The following is a 15344-nucleotide window of genomic DNA, read 5'->3' as shown; positions in this document are numbered from 1 at the left end:
GGACATGGAAAGGGGTGAAAAAAGGGATATGGGCCTGGAAAGAGATCAGGCGAAGCGACCGCACGGCCGAGACAGGTGCCCGAAGGAGGGCAGTGCTCGGCGAGGCGCGGTGGGGAAGGGGTGGATCAGATGCCGGAGCGCGGCGTCAGCTCACGGCGCAACAACACGTGGTGGTGACACGCACGTAGTCAACGTGGCGGCGGGTCACAAGCACGGTCATGGGGACAGACAACCACATGCGCGCATCACCGCCCCTGGCCGTCTCACATGCCGGGACACGCCTCCAGGTGCTCCGTGGCCGGAGCGGACGGGGGGCGGTGGGCGAAGGACCCAGCCGCCCCGCCCCTCTGTCCGGACCTCTGGGCCGCGGGAACCGCAGAGGGAGGCCCAAGGCGGAGCCGAAGGCGTCGGAGTCCGCTTCCGGCGGCGCCCGGCCGCGTGGCCCTCGAGGCTGTCCGACCGTCAGGCCGACGGTCGTGCGGGGCTCCCCCCGTCCGGGTCCGTGGTTCCGTAGCGGCTGAGGAATGTGGTGATGGCCTCCTCGATCACGGTGTCGGTCGACGGAATGTCCATCCGGTCGGCGGGCACCGCCATGACCCTCGGCCAGAGGACGAACTCCTGGATGAGCCCGAGGAACTGGTGGGCCGCCACCTCGGGCGAGGCGCAGTCGATCGCGCCCGCCGCGTCGAGGTCGCGCAGGCATGCCTCGAACGCCCGGATCAGGGGCTCCTTCCCGAGTCGGTAGAACTCGTCGGCGATCCACGGAGCGCGGCGGGACTCGGCGATCACCAGTCGGGTGAAGGCGATCTGGCCCGTCTCGTCGATGAAGTCGATCAGGGCCGTGGACAGCCGGCGCAGGAAGGCGGCCGGATCTCCGGTCCCCTCCAGTCCCGCCGTGAGGCGTGACGGCAGCGTCTCGAGGTCGAGGCTGCCCCAGTGGTCCTCCATGACGGCGCGGAAGACGGCGTCCTTGCTGCCGAACCGGTTGTAGACCGTCTGTCGCGCCACTCCGGCCTCGGCGGCGATGCGGTCGAGGTTCACCCCGTCATAGCCGTCCTCCAGGAACAGGCGCTTCGCCGCCGAGAGGATCTTTGCGCGGCTGCGCGCCCGTACGGCGCTGTTGCCGGAGGCCGGCCGGCTCGCTGGTGTGGGGGTCACGGACGAGTACCTCCATGTGGACTGGACTGACCAGTCCATTCTATGCCTCCGACCTCTTGCCGGGTCGATATTTGGACTGTACTGTCCAATCCAATTCCGGCCGGAAGTCATACCCGTTCGTCCCCGAGGGGAACAGATGCACCCTCTGTACGAGGCCGACGGCCTCTCCGTGGCCGCCCGGCTCGACCGCCTTCCGATGACCTCGCTGCACAAGCGCTTCGTCGGTGTCATGGCGCTGGGCAACTTCTTCGAGATCTACGAGCTCTTCCTGTCCGGAGTCCTGGCGACCACGCTGAGGACCACCTTCGAGCTCAGCGGCCCCGACCTGTCACTGGTCCTCGCGTCCGCCTTCGTCGGCGCCTTCGTCGGAGCCGTGGCGATAGGGCGGCTCGCCGACCGTGTCGGACGGCGCGGGGCCTACATGCTCACGCTGAGCCTGTACTCGGCGGGCACGCTCGCCTGCGCCTTCGCCCCGAACCTGTGGACCCTGGTGGCCTTCCGTTTCGTCGCGGGCATCGGACTGGGCGGCGAACTGCCCGTGACCGACTCCTTCCTGGGCGACATCCTGCCGCCGGGGCGGCGCGGCCGCTACGCCGCCTGGGCCTTCACCACCGCGTATCTCGCCGTGCCCGTGGTCGGATTCCTCGGCATGGTGACGGTCGGCGCGGCACCGCTCGGTGTCGCCGGCTGGCGGTGGATGTTCGCCGTCGGATCCCTCGGAGCACTGCTCACCTTCCTCATCCGGCGGAACCTGCCGGAGTCACCGCGATGGCTGGAGACCGTCGGGCGCGGCGCGGAGGCCGACGTGATCGCGAGGCGCTTCGAGCGGGCGGCCGAGGCGGAGGGCTGGATCCCTCCCGCCCCCGCGGACCCCGCACCCGCCGCGGCGGCCGTGGCCGGCACGCGCCCGGCCACCGCGCACGGGAGACGGACGCCGGACCCCGGCCATCCGGTCAGAAGCCTCTTCCGGGCGCCCCTGGCCCGGCGCACGGCGGTGATGGCGGTGCTGTGGATCCTCGCGCCCATCGGCTACTACGGGTTCAGCAGCCTGGCCACGCTGGTGCTCGCCGCGAAGGGGCTCACCGTCAGCAGTTCACTGACCTATCTGACCCTCTCGTTCATCGGGTACCCGCTCGGCTCGTACCTCTCGATGTTCGTCATGGAGAAGGCCGAGCGGAAGTGGATCCTCTGCGCCTCCCTGGTCGGCATGGCCCTGGCCGGACTCGCCTACGGCAATGCGACCACGACGGCGGCGATCATCGCCTCGGGCTTCTGCTTCACGGTGGTGGCCAACGTGATGTCGAACGCCGGTCACATCTACCAGTTGGAGCAGTTCCCCACCGGTGTGCGCACCACCGCGACGGGCTGGCTGTACTCACTCAGCCGCCTGTCCACCGCGAGTGCGCCGTTCTATCTGATCCCGCTCCTCGACTCCTACGGAGCCGTGGCGGTCTTCGCCCTGGTGGCCGCCGCGATGCTGGTCGCTGCCGGAGTCCTCGCCTTCGGGGTCCGCACCACCGGTCTGTCGGTCGAGGCGATCGCGGGCGCCACCCCCTCGGACGGTGCGACACCCGCCGCCGCAGGTCCCGCTCGCCCGGCGCAGCTCGCCGCTCCGGAAACCCCCTGAAGTGCTCGAGACGGAAGGAGGCGTCACCATGTCCGACGTCCTGTGGAACCGGCTGACCGCGCCCGCGCTGCGCCGGCTGGCGGCCCAGGGAGCACCGGTGCTGCTGCCGGTCGGCTCCACCGAACAGCACGGGCCGCATCTGCCCACCGGTGTCGACGATTTCCTCAGCGCCGAGGTCTGCCGTCGCACCGCCGTCCTCATGGCGGCTCGGGGACGCCCCGCGGTGGTCGCGCCCTCCTTGTGGTGCGGACTGGCCGACCACCACATGGAGTTCGGCGGCACCTTCACACTGACCCTGCCGACGTACCACATGGTGCTGCGCGACCTGTGCCGTTCCGTTCTCACCGCGGGATTCACGAAGATCCTCATCGTGAACGGCCACGGCGGCAACGTCACCGCCCTCAACGCGCTCAGCAGCGAACTCTCCCGGGACCTGTCCGCTTCCATCGCCGTGACGAGCTATTTCACGGCGGGCCGGGCGCGCACCGCGGAAGTCCTGGAGAAGCAGGAGACGCTGATGCACGCCTGCGAGGGCGAGACGTCCATGATGATGGCCCTGGCCCCCGACCTGGTCGACCTCGACCGGCTGGGGGAGGCGACCGGGCCGGACATCGCCCTGCAGTCGGCTCCGGACCACATCGTCCACCTGCCGCGCTCCTTCAAGGACGTCACCGCGACGGGAGTGGCCGGGGACGCTCGGCTCGCCACACGGGAGAAGGGCGAGGCCATCCTGGCCGCGAGCGCGACGATCCTCGCCGCCTGGCTGCTGGAGTGGACCGGCGACGACGGCGCTCCGCCGCACCCGGAGGCCACCGACAGCGGCCTGTGACCCGCCGTCGGACCGTCGGCTCGACGCGGTGGCCCGCTCACCCCGCGTCGGCCGCGGTGAAGGTCACCTCCGCCGTGCCGACGGTCCCTCCTCGGCGCCCGGGTGCGCTCTGCCAGTTCCAGTAGAGGTTGGTGTGCGCTATCACCTGCTCCGGGGCCGGCGCGCCGTACGCGGTGAGGTCCTCCGTCGTGTGCGCGTCGCCGACCAGTGTCACGTCGTACCCGCGGACGAGCGCGCCGTGCAGGGTCGAGCGGATGCAGGCGTCGGTCTGGGCACCGGTGACGACGAGCCGGCCCACTCCTCGCTCGGCGAGCACCGCCTCCAACTCGGTGGCCTCGAACGAGTCGAAGTAGGTCTTGTGGACGAGTGGTTCCGCATCGCGGCGCACCAGCTCCGGCACGTACTGCCAGCTCTCACTGTCCGGTTCGAGCTCGTCGCTGGAGTGCTGCACCCAGACCACGGGCACGTCCTCCGCGCGCGCCTTGTCGATCAGGGTGTTGATGTTCGCGATCACGTCGTCGCGGCGGGGGGAGCCCGCCACCACACCGTTCTGGACGTCGATGACGAGCAATGCGGTGTTCGGCCGGTCGGGCAGTGTCGTCATGGGTGCTCCGGTGTCTCGTGACGATCCGTGTCGGCTTCACCGTAGACCGGGCCACTGACAACGGCCCTGACACGCGGTCGGCGCGGCAGTTCCGCCAGGCGGCGCCGGGCCGCACGGGGAGGCGAGTCGCGGGAGCCGTCCTCGATCACCTCGGGCGCGCATCAAGAACCCCGCCGCCGTGCGTCCGCCGGAGGCCGGCCGTGCGCAGGCCGTGCGCAGGTCGTGCGTCGGCCGTGCGCAGGTCGTGCGTCGGCCTCCGGCGGGCGGCTATGCCGCGGAGACGGCCGGCCGCCGTCGGGAGAGCACCTCGCGGCTGCGGGCGATGGGCGCCGGCAGGAACAGCGAGCCCACCGTCGCCGTCGCCGCGGCGGACAGGGCGATGCCCCAGGCCAGCGGGCCGAGGGGGGTGCAGCCGAAGAACTGGCTGATGACCGGCGTCTGCACGACCGCGGCCAGGGCGGCCAGGGAGCCGAGGGAGGACAGGACGATCGCCCTGCTCCGGCCCCCGGCCAGCAGGGTCTGGCCGAGCTGTGTGCCCACGAGCGCGACCAGGGCGACGGTGCGGGCGCGGCGGGCGCGGCCGGTCGACCGGGCGGCCAGCCAGCCCGAGGCGGCGCCCAGCGTGGTGGCCACGGCGCGGCACAGCGTCTCCTCGGTCAGGGCCGTGCCGAGCGAGACCTCGGGCCCCTCGTGGAGCATCCGCTCGGCCGCCTCCGGCTGCGGCGGACGCAGGGCCACGGCCATGGCCGGGACGAGGTCCGTGAACAGGTTGACCAGCAGCAGTTGACGGGCTGTCAGGGGGGACGTCCCGGTGGCGGCCGCACCGAGGAGGGTGAAGGCGATCTCTCCCAGGTTGCCGCCGACCAGGATCGCCAGGGCCTGGCGCACGGAGGCCCACATGGCGCGGCCCTCCACGAGCGCGGCGAGGACCGTCTCCAGCCGGTTGTCCGTGACGACCAGGTCGGCCGCCGCGCGCGCGGCCGGAGTGGCCCGCACACCGAACGCGATCCCTATGTCGGCGAGCCGGATGGCAGGCGCGTCGTTGGCGCCGTCGCCCGTCATCGCGACTGTGCGGCCCAGGCGCTGGAACGCCTGCACCACGCGGACCTTGTGGACCGGGGTGCCGCGGGCGACCACCCCGACCTCCGGCAGAAGGGCGTCGAGCGAGCGATCGTCCAGGGCGTCGAGTTCGGCACCCGTCACCACCCGCCTGCCGTCCAGGACACCGAGGTCGGCGGCGGCCTTGCCGGCGGTGCTCGGGTGGTCCCCGGTGATCATCACGATGTGCACCCCAGCGTCCGCGAGACGGCGCACGGCGTCGGCGGCGGTGCCGCGCACACGGTCGGCGAACGCGAGGAAGCCGACGAACCCGAGGTCCCGCACCGCCTCGTCGGTGAGCTTCCCGTCGGCGGCGTCGCGGAGTTCGGCGACGGCCAGGACCCGATGGCCCTCGGCCGCCAGCTTCTCGCCGGCGGTGAGGATGTCGGCGCGGTCCTCCGCGGTCAGCCGTCGCCCACCGCGCGTGGCGCAGCGCCCGACGACCTCCTCCGGCGCTCCCTTCACGGACAGGACGCGGTGCTGCCCCGCGCGGCCCAGGGTGGCGTGGAAACCACGGCTCGGCTCGAACGGCAGGCCGGACAGCCGCCGCCAGTCCGGCGCGCCGGTCGTGCGGCGCACGCCCGCCTCCTGGGCGCCGTCGGTGACGGCGCCGTCGGTCGCGTGCTCGAGCCCGTTGCCCCCGTGGGGCCGCGGCGTCGCCCGCAGCGCGGCGGCCAGGACGGCGCGCTGCTCGTCGCCGAGCGACTCCAGGGGCCGGCTGTCGCCGTCGGCCGCCACGGCGACGAGGAAGATGTGCCCGTGGGTGAGGGTTCCGGTCTTGTCGAAGCACAGCACATCGGTGCGGCCGGCGGCCTCGATGGTGCGGGGGTCCCTGACCAGGGCCCCCCGGGCGGACAGCCTTCTGGCGGAGGCGAGCTGGGCCGCCGAGACCAGGAACGGCAGACCCTCCGGAACGCTGGCCACGGCCAGGCCCACACCCGCGCCCACCGTGTCCCGGGCACGGCGCCCGCGCAGGGTGCCGGCCACCATGAGCGCCATGGCCGAGCCGAGGGCCACGGGCAGGGCACTGCGGGTGATCCGGGCGAGCCGGCGCTCCACACCGACGGCGGGCGCGGCGCCGCGGCCCACCGCGGCGGCCCGGCTCGCCTCGGTCCCGGCGCCGGTCGCGACCACCAGCGCGCGGCCACGCCCGGCCGCGACGGTGGTGCCCTCGTAGACCATGGACGCACGGTCGGCGAGCTCCGACGCCAGCACCGGCGCGACGTCCTTGGCCACCGGGAGCGACTCGCCGGTGAGCGCGGACTCGTCGGCCTCCAGATGGTGCGCCTCCAGCAGGCGCCCGTCGGCCGGGACGACATCACCGGCGCCGAGGTCCACCACGTCGCCGACCACCAGGTGCTGGGCGGGGACGGCGGTCTCCGTCCCGTCCCGCAGCACCCTCGCCACGACGGCCGACTCGCGCCGCAGCCGGGCCTCCGCACGAGCGGTCCTGTGCCGCTGGAAGCCGCCGAAGAGCCCCGACACCGCGGTGACGGCCATGATGACGACGGCGTCGAGGACGGCGCCCACCGACGCGGACATGGCCGCCCCCGCGCCCAGGACGGGCGTGAGCGGGTTGGCCATCTCGGCGAGACAGGCCCGCACCAGCGACGACGCGGGCGCGCGCTCGGCGGGGACGCCACCGCGCTTCTGCGCCTCCTCGCTCGACAGCCCGCCCGCCGTGCTCCCGGTCCGGGAGAGCAGGGTGGCCGGGTCCATCGCATGCCAGGGATGACGGGACGCGGCGGGCAGGGGCGGGGGGCGCCGCAGCAGCCGTGCCGCCGACCAGACTCCGGCGGCGATGCCGAGGGCGGCCGCCGCGTTGAACGCCGTCACACCGCGGGCCGCGGACCGCCGGCGCCGTCCGGTCAGCGCCGCCGTCGCGCCGATCGCGGCGGACGCCTCGGCGAGCCGCACCCCGCGCTGCGCACTGTCCCGCGCGCCGCGGCAGGCCCGTACGACGACGGTCGCCACCGTCGGATCGGCGTCCAGGTACAGATCCGCGCCCCAGGGCGGAGTCCCGCCCGGGCCGGAGATCCCCACCCCGACGTCGGCCGCCCGCAGGGCGGACCGGTCCCGGGAGATCAGCAGCACACCGTCCCCGTCCCGCTGGAGCGCCCGTACGGAGGCGAGCAGCCCCTCGCCGGTGTCGCCGCGCACCGCGTCGGCCTCCCGGACGGCGGGGTCGGCGGTGTGGGGGCCCGCGGTCACGACGGTCAGCCCGGCGTCGTGGGCGGCGGGGACCAGTGCGTCGGCGGCCTCGTGCATCCGCGGCACCACGCTGATCACGGCGAGCAGGCGGCGTCCGTGCGCCAGCCCCAGCACGAGCCGCGCGCCCTCCTGGCTCAGCCGTTCACGCTCCCGCGTCCCCGTACGTCCCTGCAGCGGCAGACGCTCCACCGGCCCGAGCGCCCACTCGCCCTGCCGCGACAGCCGCTCGGGCGCGGCGCCGTCGAAGAGCCGATGGGCCCGCGCGGCGAGTTCTCCCGCGGGCACGCCCTCGTCGAGGGCGATCAGATCGGCCAGAAGGTGCGAGCCGGTGGCCAGGACCTCCGTGTCGAGGAGCAGCGTGCCCACGCGGTCCAGCCTGCGCAGGGCATCGGGCTCGGCCACGAGGACCCCCCGGCGCGTCAGGCCCCTGGCGAAGACGCAGGCGAAACCCTCACGGGCCAGCAGGGGCGCCTTGGGGATCGCCGCCAGGGCGCCGCCGAGGGCCCTGCCGGGGCGCCGGCTGACCAGCAGCGATCCGGCGAAGGCCGCGGCCGCCAGCAGGGGCACCCGGTCCGCGTAGCGTTCGACCGGTCCGGGCCGCAGCGGCGTCTCACGGGGCGGTGCCGGCGGTGCCGCCCCGTGGGACCCGGCGGCGGCGGTGCCCGTCAGACGCGGTTCGGCCGCGGCCCAGGACGCGTGCTCCGCGTTGGCCTCCACCACCCGCAGGGCGTGCCGGACGGTGTCCACGCCGACCCCGAGCACACCGCCGGAGCCGGCATGGCCGATCGCCGTGAGTCCGGCCATGAGCAGTCCGGCGTTGTCGGCGCCGACCGCCCGCTCGACCAGCCCCCGCAGCCGCGGATGGACGTCGACGAGCGGAATGAGCGCCGCGGCCTGGGAGGGGATGGGGGCGCGGTGGGTCAGGCCCGCCGCGGCGGCCAGCGGCGCGGCCGCGATCTGCACGGCCACCGCCCACGCCGCCCGCCGGGACGCCCCACCGGAGAGCGGATGGTCGGGCAGCGGGTGCTCGACCGCGTGGGCCTCCTCGACCGCCTCGACCGCCTCGACCAGGGCCGCCACGGTCTCCTCGGCGTCCGAGGGGCCCTCGGTGGCGACGACGACATGCCCGAGCACGGTGTTCGCCACGGCCCAGACGACGCCGGGCACCGCCGCGAGCCGCCGCTCCACGTCCTCGACGAGCCCGGCTGCCGACGGATGGGGCAGGTCACCCTCGCGCAGACCCCGTACCGCGACATGGGCGCGCCCCTCGAAGTGCCGGATACGCCGTGTGGTGTCGCGACCGCGCAGCGCGGTGGCGGCGGACGACACCGCGGCCCGCAGCAGCCCGCCTCCCGGCACTGCCACAGCGCATCACCTGCCTCATCCGTCTCCCCGCCGCCCGACTCGTGACTCCCTTGCGCGAGTAGCCGCGAACTCCGCGTTTCACACAAAGCCGTACAGACAGCTAGAAATCAGCAGTAAAAGCGCATGTCGCACGAAGCGCGCGAGAATTGAAGAGGCAGACCGTACGGACTTCAGGAAAGGAGGGCAGGGGATGCCCAGGACAGCGGCGACCACGCGACAGCGAGAAGCACCGCAGAAAGAGCCCGCGCAGACGCATGCACACGAAGGCGCGGGCCTCCACCTGCACACGCGGACGCTCCATCCGCCGGTGCCGATTCCGTACCTCACCAGGGAGGACGTGACGATCACCGCCAGGACGGCGACGTCACGGCTGCCCGGCAGGCCGTCGGCCAGGGGCCTCGTGTTCTACGGGGGTCTCGGAGCGATGGCCGTGGCGGGAGCACTGGACTGGCCCGTCGCCCTGGCCGTCGGCGGGGCCGCCTGGCTGGTGCGCGGCAGAAGGCGCGACGGGGCCGTCGACGTGCCGGCCGAGCACGACGGGTCGGCCCGGGGGGCGGGCAGGAAGAGCCCCTGACGTCGCGGCGAACCATGGCACGACGCGCGGCAGCGACGGCGCTGCCGTGCGTCCGTGCGTCGGGCGGCGACCGGGGCCCGGCGGTGTCCGCCGTGCGGCGGCCGGGGCGCCCGGCGGTGTCCGCCGTGCGGGGAGGCCGCCGCGGCGTCGGCGGGCCCCGTGTGTCAGGCGGTGGCGGGTGCGGCGGCGGTGCGCAGGTGGCGTGAGTACGCGGCCCACAGCTGCCACGCCAGGCGCAGGACGACCGCCTCGGCGAGCGCGAGGCCGACCTTCGTGGCCACGGCTACAAGTATCTGGCTCATGTCGGATGACTCTCTCTCCATGGATGCGATGTCCGATATCCGAAGATGCATCCCTTTCACCCGCGACGGGCGACGCATGAGCCTCTTCAGGGTGTCGCTCGGGTGAACAACAGGTGTCGTGGCGAGCTGTCTCACTCTTCGGGTACATCCGCCCACCGGCTCACCCCGCCGCAGTGCACACGGGTTCCGTGCCGGGCGGAGAGCGTGGCGACGATGTCCAGACCCCGGCCGTGCTCGTCCGGGTCCGGTGGCGGGGCCGCCCTCCGCCCGGGGAGGGTGGGGCCGGTGTCGGCCACCTCGACGCGTACGGCTCCGCACGCGGCCGCCCGGACGCGCGACAATCGCAGTGTCGCGGGGGGTGCGGCGTGGACGAGGGCGTTGGTGACCAGCTCCGAAACCACCAGCAGCACGTCATCGGCCACGCCCGTGGGCAGGTTCCAGGCCACGAGGGCCGCTCGTACGCCTCGGCGCACGACCGAGACGGCCTCGGGGGCACAGGGCACGGTGAAGACGTGTTCCACGCCCGCGGCGCGAGGCGCGGCGTCGAGCTGCGTTACCGTCATGTGCCGTCCTCCTCCGGGGGTGAGGCGCTGCCGGCCGGATGCCGGGCGATATCGAACGCTAGGAGGGCGATCGGGGCCGGTCAATGAACAGCGGTCGGCATTACCGAACAACGATCCCTTATCAGGTCGAATCGGACTAATATGACCGCATGGTCGGCCCGGTGCAGTCCATCGAACGGGCAGCGGCGATCCTGCGGCTTCTCGCGGGCGGTCCCCGCCGACTGGGACTGGGTGAGGTGGCGTCGTCGCTCGGGCTGGCGAAAGGCACCGCCCACGGCATTCTGCGCACCCTGCAACACGTCGACTTCGTGGAGCAGGACGCGACCACCGGGAAGTACCAGCTCGGGGCGGCACTGCTCCACCTGGGCACCAGCTACCTCGACGTCAACGAGCTGCGGTCGCGCTCCATCAACTGGGCCGACGCCCTGGCCGCCCGCAGCGGCGAGGCCGTCCGCCTGGGGACGCCCCTTGAGGGCAAGGTGCTGATCGTGCACCACGTCTTCCGCCCCGACGACACCCTCCAGACCCTGGACGTGGGCGCGCTGCTGCCGCTGCACGCCTCCTCGCTCGGCAAGGTCCTGCTGGCCTATGGGGCCGCTGCCGTGGACCCGTTGCCTGCGGCGGGACTCGAGGCCTACACCCGGCACACGCTGGTACGCCCGGAGGAGCTCAAACGGGCACTCGGCGAGATACGGGAGCTCGGCTGGGGCGCCGAGGTGCAGGAGATGGCCATGGGCGACGCCGGGGTCGCCGCGCCGATCCGGGGGCACGGCGGCCTCGTGGTGGGCGCCATCGGCGTGTCCGGGCCGGTCGAGCGGATCTGTGACACCAGGGGCCGCCCGCAACCGTCCCTGCTCACGTTGCTCCGGGAGGCCGCACGGGCGATCTCAAGAGACCTGGGCGCGGCCCGCTGGTAGGTCACGCACCTCCGCGACGCATCGGAAGGCAGGCTCGATCATGGTTGAACGGTATGTGATGTCCATCGATCAGGGCACCACGTCCACGCGATGCATCCTGTTCGACCACCGCGGGCGCCTGGCATCGGTGGCCCAGCGGGAGCACCAGCAGCACTTTCCCCGGCCCGGCTGGGTCGAGCACGACGCCGTCGAGATCTGGCGCAATCTGCAGCGCATCGTTCCCGACGCCCTGTCCCACGCCGGCGTCGAGGCCGAACAGATCTCCGCCATCGGGATCGCCAACCAGCGGGAGACGACGGTGCTCTGGGACCGGCGGACCGGTGCCCCGCTGGGCAGGGCGATCGTGTGGCAGGACACCCGCACCGCGCCGCTGGTCGACGACCTCAGGGACCGGCCGGGGGACGAGTTCTTCCTCGAACGCTGTTGCCTGCCTCCCTCGACCTACTTCTCCGCGCCCCGGATCCGCTGGCTGTTCGACAACGTTCCGGGGCTGGAGCGGCGCGCCCAGGACGGCGATGTGCTGTTCGGCACGATGGAGAGCTGGCTGATCTGGAACCTCACCGGGGGTCCGGACGGCGGCCTGCACATCACCGACGCCACCAACGCCAGCCGCACCATGCTCATCAACATCCGGACGCTGACCTGGGACGAGCAGCTGATGGAGTTCTTCGGTGTGCCGCGCCCGATGCTCCCGGAGATCCGGCCCTCGGCCGAGTCCTACGGCCAGGCCCGCGCGATCCTCCCGGGCGTCCCCATCACAGCCGCCCTCGGCGACCAGCAGGCGGCGCTGTTCGGGCAGACGTGCTTCTCACCGGGTGAGGCGAAGTGCACCTACGGGACGGGCAGCTTCCTGCTGATGAACACCGGCCCCGACCTCGTGCGGTCCCGCCATGGACTCCTCACCACCGTCGCGTACAAGATCGCTGACCAGCCCACGGCCTACGCCCTGGAGGGCCCGATCGCCGTCACGGGCTCGCTCGTGCAGTGGTTCCGGGACCGCCTCGGCCTGATCAACAGCGCGCCCGAGATCGAGACCCTGGCCCGCACCGTCGAGGACAACGGCGGCTGCTACATCGTGCCCGCCTTCTCCGGTCTGTTCGCCCCCCACTGGCGCAGCGACGCCCGGGGCGTCATCGTCGGCCTCACCTCGTACATCACCAAGGGCCATCTGGCCCGTGCCGTCCTGGAGGCCACGGGCTGGCAGACGCGGGAGGTCGTCGACGCCATGAACGCCGACTCCGCGCTCGCCCTCAAACAGCTCAAGGTGGACGGGGGGATGACGTCCGACAACCTGCTCATGCAGTTCCTGGCGGACGTGCTGGACGTCTCCGTGGTGCGGCCCATGGTCGCCGAGACGGTTTCCCTGGGCGCGGCCTACGCCGCCGGCCTCGCGGCCGGCTACTGGCCCGACCTCGAGGTCCTGCGCCGCAACTGGCACCGTGCCGCGCAGTGGCTGCCGGACATGGACCCGGGGCGGCGGGAGTGGGAATACGCGTGCTGGAAGCGAGCCGTGGACCGCTCCCTGGGGTGGATCCAGCCTTCGCAGCAACCCCCGGTGCAGCCGACGCGACATCCGCCACGGCATTCGTGACCTGTCGGACCGGACCGGGCCGGGCCGGACCGGACCGCGGTCCGGTCACCTCTGTCGGTGGGCCGGCTGACCCCGGTTCAGCGTTCGTCGCTGCGGCGCAGAGGGCCCCAGGACCCGGTCTGACGTCCGACCGCCCGCTCCGCCTCTTCGGTGACGCTCTCGTCGACCCAGCCGACGGGCTGCACGTCCTGCACCAGCGGCTCGTTGTCGGGGCCGCGCCCCTCGACGCGGCCGCGAAGAATCCACGGGCGGACGCCCTCGCCCTTCTCGTGGGGCAGGTGCGAGTAGTCGTGGAGCCGCCGGGCCACCCACAGTTCGACGGGCCGGTCCTCCCACCAGGGCTCGACACGGAGGGGATTGGCCGACAGGCCCGGCATGCGGATGCCGGTGAGATCGTCCCGGCTGCCGGTGGCCGTCAGATCGGTGGACGGGCCGTGCGACCAGCGGACGTAGAGGTCGCAGTGGTGTTCCACCAGGGCCCCAGTTCGCCGAGGGACCGCAGGACGGGAAGCTCGTCCGTGGCACTCATACCCTCGCCCGCTCCTCTCGGCCATGCCGGTCGGGCCAGTCCTTGTGATCATCGGTGTTCCGGCCGGGTACCCCGGTGCGGGTGGGGCATCCGCGACGGCAGGGAGCGTCCGTCTCCGGCTCCTCGGTGACGCGCCCCGGCAGCCGGCGCACCGCCGCGGCCCCGCACCTGCGGCACCCATATGTTCTGTTTGCTGCGATTTGTCGGGGTTACCCGCGGGGGGACAGGGAAAGCCGACGAGGGAAGCGGGACTGTGCCATGAGCAGCGCGACCAAGGAACGCGAGGAAGCGGCGAGGCTGCCGGAAGGCGACGTGGTGCGCATCCTGCTGGAGCAGCATGCGCGGATCCGTGACCTGTTCGCGGGCGTCAGGACCTCGCACGGCGAGCAGAGGAAGCAGACCTTCGACGAACTGAGGGCTCTGCTGGCGGTCCACGAGACGGCAGAAGAGATGATCTTGCGGCCGACGGCGAAGAAGACGGCCGGGGAGGCCGAGGCCGAGGCCCGCAACCACGAGGAGGAGGAAGCCACCAAGGTCCTCGCGCACCTCGAGAAGCTGGACGTCGAGAGCGCGGAGTTCGACATCGAATTCGCCGCCTTCGAGAAGTCCGTGATCGACCACGCCGAGCACGAGGAACAGGAGGAGTTCCCCGCGGTGCGTCGGGGCTGCGAGGAGGACCAGCTCAAGGGGATGGGCACCCGGCTGGAGATGGCCGAGAAGATGGCGCCGACCCATCCGCACCCGACTGCGGCGGGATCGCCCGCGGCCCAGTGGATGGCAGGACCCGTCGCCTCCATGATCGACCGGGTGAAGGACGCGATCAGCGGCAAGTCCGGCGGCTGAGGTGAGGCGAAGATCGCAGGGGGTCGGACTCGCGCGCAGCTGTGTGCTGAAGACGCGCGCTGAGCTGAAAGGAGATACGCCGTGAGCGAGGAACCTGCCGGCCGTTCCGGGCGCGTCCCGGACCCGACCCGCCCCACCTCGACGTCCCGGGCCGACGCCGGACCCGGACCGGTGCCACGTTCGCGCTCGGGAGTCATCGGCCGCCGCTGGGCGAGAAGCGGCACGGAACCGACCACCGCCCAGAGTGCGCTGGGGCTCCGGGTCGTCCTCAGCGGCGTCGCCCTGCCGCTCTTCGCCGCGGGAGCCGTTCTGATCGGACTGTGGGCGGCCAACTCGCCGGCCGGCCAGTCGCCCAGCCGTGGCGTACTGGTCGTCGTCGCCGTCGTGTGCGGGGTCCTCGCCCTGGCGGCGGGGCTGGATCTGTGGGCCCTGAGCCGCCGTCTACGGCGCGAGCGCGGTGGCCGCACCTGACGGTGGCGGCCGCCGCACCTGTCGTCTGTCGTGACTCTCGCTACGGGCTCAGCGCTCGCGACCAGGACACAGGTCGAGGGGGCTGCACAGCTGGATCACCTGGTAGTGGCCGTGCCGGGACGCCGTGTCGGGCGAGTCGGGCTCGTGGCGCAGGAACCTCCATTGCGAGGGCTTGACGTGCTTCGTCTCGCCCGCCTTCTCCACATGGACCTGAAGAGTGCGGCTTCGCGGGTCGTTCGTCTCCACAAGGACCTCGTCCTCGCCGAGCGGGAAGTGATCGTGCAGGAGGCACAGGCCGAAGCGGTCCAGATTCCCATGCTTCTCCAGAACCGCCACCAGATCTCCCACGAACTCCGCGTCCTGTGGCCCCAGTCCCTCGGTTTCCTCAAATCGGGGAAGCGCCTTTCCGGATGCTTTCAGCTCGGTCATAGCCTCTCCCGTAAAACCGCTGACAGATATTCCATTACATGATCGGACGCCTCGTGCATTCATGCAATTCGGGGATGCGGCCGACCTGTTGTGTTGACCTGTGGAAGCGCCGCTCGCTCCGACTGACTCACCCCGCCCGTAAGCATTCAGAAGGTCGTGACCGAATCGACTGTCTGACGATGTGACAGGTGGTGGGCGGGTGCGGCAGGATCCGTGATCGTGCCGTCCGCCTT

Annotated in this window: 13 protein-coding genes and 1 pseudogene; 7 read left to right on the top strand and 7 right to left on the bottom strand. The window is 72.5% G+C overall.

Going from position 1 to position 15344, the window contains the following annotated elements; genetic code table 11:
* Nucleotides 1-462: 462 nt before the first annotated feature.
* Nucleotides 463-1158, bottom strand: coding sequence for a TetR/AcrR family transcriptional regulator (locus ACFYMU_RS32815; protein ID WP_388381281.1), 696 nt, complete (start codon nucleotides 1156-1158; stop codon nucleotides 463-465).
* Nucleotides 1159-1294: 136 nt separating this feature from the next.
* Here ACFYMU_RS32815 and ACFYMU_RS32810 point away from each other — a divergent pair, with 136 nt between their 5' ends.
* Complete coding sequence (locus tag ACFYMU_RS32810) at nucleotides 1295-2785, top strand: MFS transporter (RefSeq protein ID WP_388381279.1); 1491 nt, start codon at nucleotides 1295-1297, stop codon at nucleotides 2783-2785.
* Nucleotides 2786-2813: 28 nt separating this feature from the next.
* Nucleotides 2814-3614 carry a creatininase family protein gene (locus tag ACFYMU_RS32805; protein WP_388381277.1) on the top strand — a complete coding sequence of 267 codons (801 nt, stop codon included), beginning with the start codon at nucleotides 2814-2816 and terminating at the stop codon, nucleotides 3612-3614.
* A gap of 37 nt (nucleotides 3615-3651) precedes the next feature.
* On the opposite strand, the gene ACFYMU_RS32800 is transcribed toward ACFYMU_RS32805, so the two are convergent.
* A complete protein-coding gene (locus ACFYMU_RS32800) occupies nucleotides 3652-4218 on the bottom strand; it encodes a cysteine hydrolase family protein (RefSeq protein WP_388381275.1) in 567 nt (188 codons plus the stop codon).
* A 267-nt stretch (nucleotides 4219-4485) separates the two neighbouring features.
* Nucleotides 4486-8892 (bottom strand): HAD-IC family P-type ATPase, encoded by a 4407-nt coding sequence (locus tag ACFYMU_RS32795; protein WP_388381273.1) that lies wholly within the window; start codon nucleotides 8890-8892, stop codon nucleotides 4486-4488.
* 307 nt (nucleotides 8893-9199) lie between these two features.
* On the opposite strand from ACFYMU_RS32795, the gene ACFYMU_RS32790 reads away from it, so the two are divergent.
* Nucleotides 9200-9466, top strand: coding sequence for a hypothetical protein (locus ACFYMU_RS32790; RefSeq protein WP_388381271.1), 267 nt, complete (start codon nucleotides 9200-9202; stop codon nucleotides 9464-9466).
* 164 nt (nucleotides 9467-9630) lie between these two features.
* Here ACFYMU_RS32790 and ACFYMU_RS32785 read toward each other — a convergent pair whose 3' ends face one another.
* Together ACFYMU_RS32785 and ACFYMU_RS32780 are read right to left on the bottom strand one after the other, a co-directional pair.
* Nucleotides 9631-9768 carry a hypothetical protein gene (locus tag ACFYMU_RS32785; protein ID WP_388381269.1) on the bottom strand — a complete coding sequence of 46 codons (138 nt, stop codon included), beginning with the start codon at nucleotides 9766-9768 and terminating at the stop codon, nucleotides 9631-9633.
* Between the two features lie 131 nt (nucleotides 9769-9899).
* Nucleotides 9900-10331, bottom strand: a complete 432-nt coding sequence (locus ACFYMU_RS32780) for an ATP-binding protein (RefSeq protein WP_388381267.1) — start codon at nucleotides 10329-10331, stop codon at nucleotides 9900-9902.
* Nucleotides 10332-10480: 149 nt separating this feature from the next.
* Here ACFYMU_RS32780 and ACFYMU_RS32775 point away from each other — a divergent pair, with 149 nt between their 5' ends.
* Both ACFYMU_RS32775 and glpK read left to right on the top strand, forming a co-directional pair.
* Nucleotides 10481-11248, top strand: a complete 768-nt coding sequence (locus ACFYMU_RS32775) for an IclR family transcriptional regulator (RefSeq protein ID WP_388381265.1) — start codon at nucleotides 10481-10483, stop codon at nucleotides 11246-11248.
* A gap of 40 nt (nucleotides 11249-11288) precedes the next feature.
* Nucleotides 11289-12839 (top strand): glycerol kinase GlpK, encoded by a 1551-nt coding sequence (glpK, locus tag ACFYMU_RS32770; protein ID WP_388381263.1) that lies wholly within the window; start codon nucleotides 11289-11291, stop codon nucleotides 12837-12839.
* A gap of 77 nt (nucleotides 12840-12916) precedes the next feature.
* Here the strand turns inward: glpK and ACFYMU_RS32765 are convergent.
* Nucleotides 12917-13368: pseudogene (locus ACFYMU_RS32765) on the bottom strand (DUF6098 family protein).
* Nucleotides 13369-13626: 258 nt separating this feature from the next.
* Between ACFYMU_RS32765 and ACFYMU_RS32760 the strand changes: the two are divergent.
* Nucleotides 13627-14211, top strand: a complete 585-nt coding sequence (locus ACFYMU_RS32760; RefSeq protein WP_388381261.1) for a hemerythrin domain-containing protein — start codon at nucleotides 13627-13629, stop codon at nucleotides 14209-14211.
* Between the two features lie 81 nt (nucleotides 14212-14292).
* A complete protein-coding gene (locus tag ACFYMU_RS32755; protein WP_388381259.1) occupies nucleotides 14293-14682 on the top strand; it encodes a hypothetical protein in 390 nt (129 codons plus the stop codon).
* Nucleotides 14683-14730: 48 nt separating this feature from the next.
* Here the strand turns inward: ACFYMU_RS32755 and ACFYMU_RS32750 are convergent, their stop codons facing one another.
* Complete coding sequence (locus ACFYMU_RS32750) at nucleotides 14731-15111, bottom strand: hypothetical protein (RefSeq protein ID WP_388381257.1); 381 nt, start codon at nucleotides 15109-15111, stop codon at nucleotides 14731-14733.
* Nucleotides 15112-15344 lie beyond the last annotated feature (233 nt).

The organism is Streptomyces sp. NPDC007264 (genome assembly GCF_042869095.1).
In the GTDB taxonomy this organism is placed as follows: Bacteria; Actinomycetota; Actinomycetes; order Streptomycetales; family Streptomycetaceae; genus Streptomyces.
The sequence above is the reverse complement of the archived record's forward strand: the minus strand, read 5'-3'. Positions and strand labels throughout refer to the sequence as shown.

Excerpts from the sequence above, each read along its gene's own strand:
- ACFYMU_RS32810 (WP_388381279.1), top strand. The coding sequence starts at position 1,295 with ATGCACCCTCTGTACGAGGCCGACGGCCTCTCCGTGGCCGCCCGGCTC.
- ACFYMU_RS32805 (WP_388381277.1), top strand. The coding sequence starts at position 2,814 with ATGTCCGACGTCCTGTGGAACCGGCTGACCGCGCCCGCGCTGCGCCGG.
- ACFYMU_RS32800 (WP_388381275.1), bottom strand. The coding sequence starts at position 4,218 with ATGACGACACTGCCCGACCGGCCGAACACCGCATTGCTCGTCATCGAC.
- ACFYMU_RS32785 (WP_388381269.1), bottom strand. The coding sequence starts at position 9,768 with ATGAGCCAGATACTTGTAGCCGTGGCCACGAAGGTCGGCCTCGCGCTC.
- ACFYMU_RS32780 (WP_388381267.1), bottom strand. The coding sequence starts at position 10,331 with ATGACGGTAACGCAGCTCGACGCCGCGCCTCGCGCCGCGGGCGTGGAA.
- ACFYMU_RS32775 (WP_388381265.1), top strand. The coding sequence starts at position 10,481 with ATGGTCGGCCCGGTGCAGTCCATCGAACGGGCAGCGGCGATCCTGCGG.
- glpK (WP_388381263.1), top strand. The coding sequence starts at position 11,289 with ATGGTTGAACGGTATGTGATGTCCATCGATCAGGGCACCACGTCCACG.
- ACFYMU_RS32760 (WP_388381261.1), top strand. The coding sequence starts at position 13,627 with ATGAGCAGCGCGACCAAGGAACGCGAGGAAGCGGCGAGGCTGCCGGAA.
- ACFYMU_RS32750 (WP_388381257.1), bottom strand. The coding sequence starts at position 15,111 with ATGACCGAGCTGAAAGCATCCGGAAAGGCGCTTCCCCGATTTGAGGAA.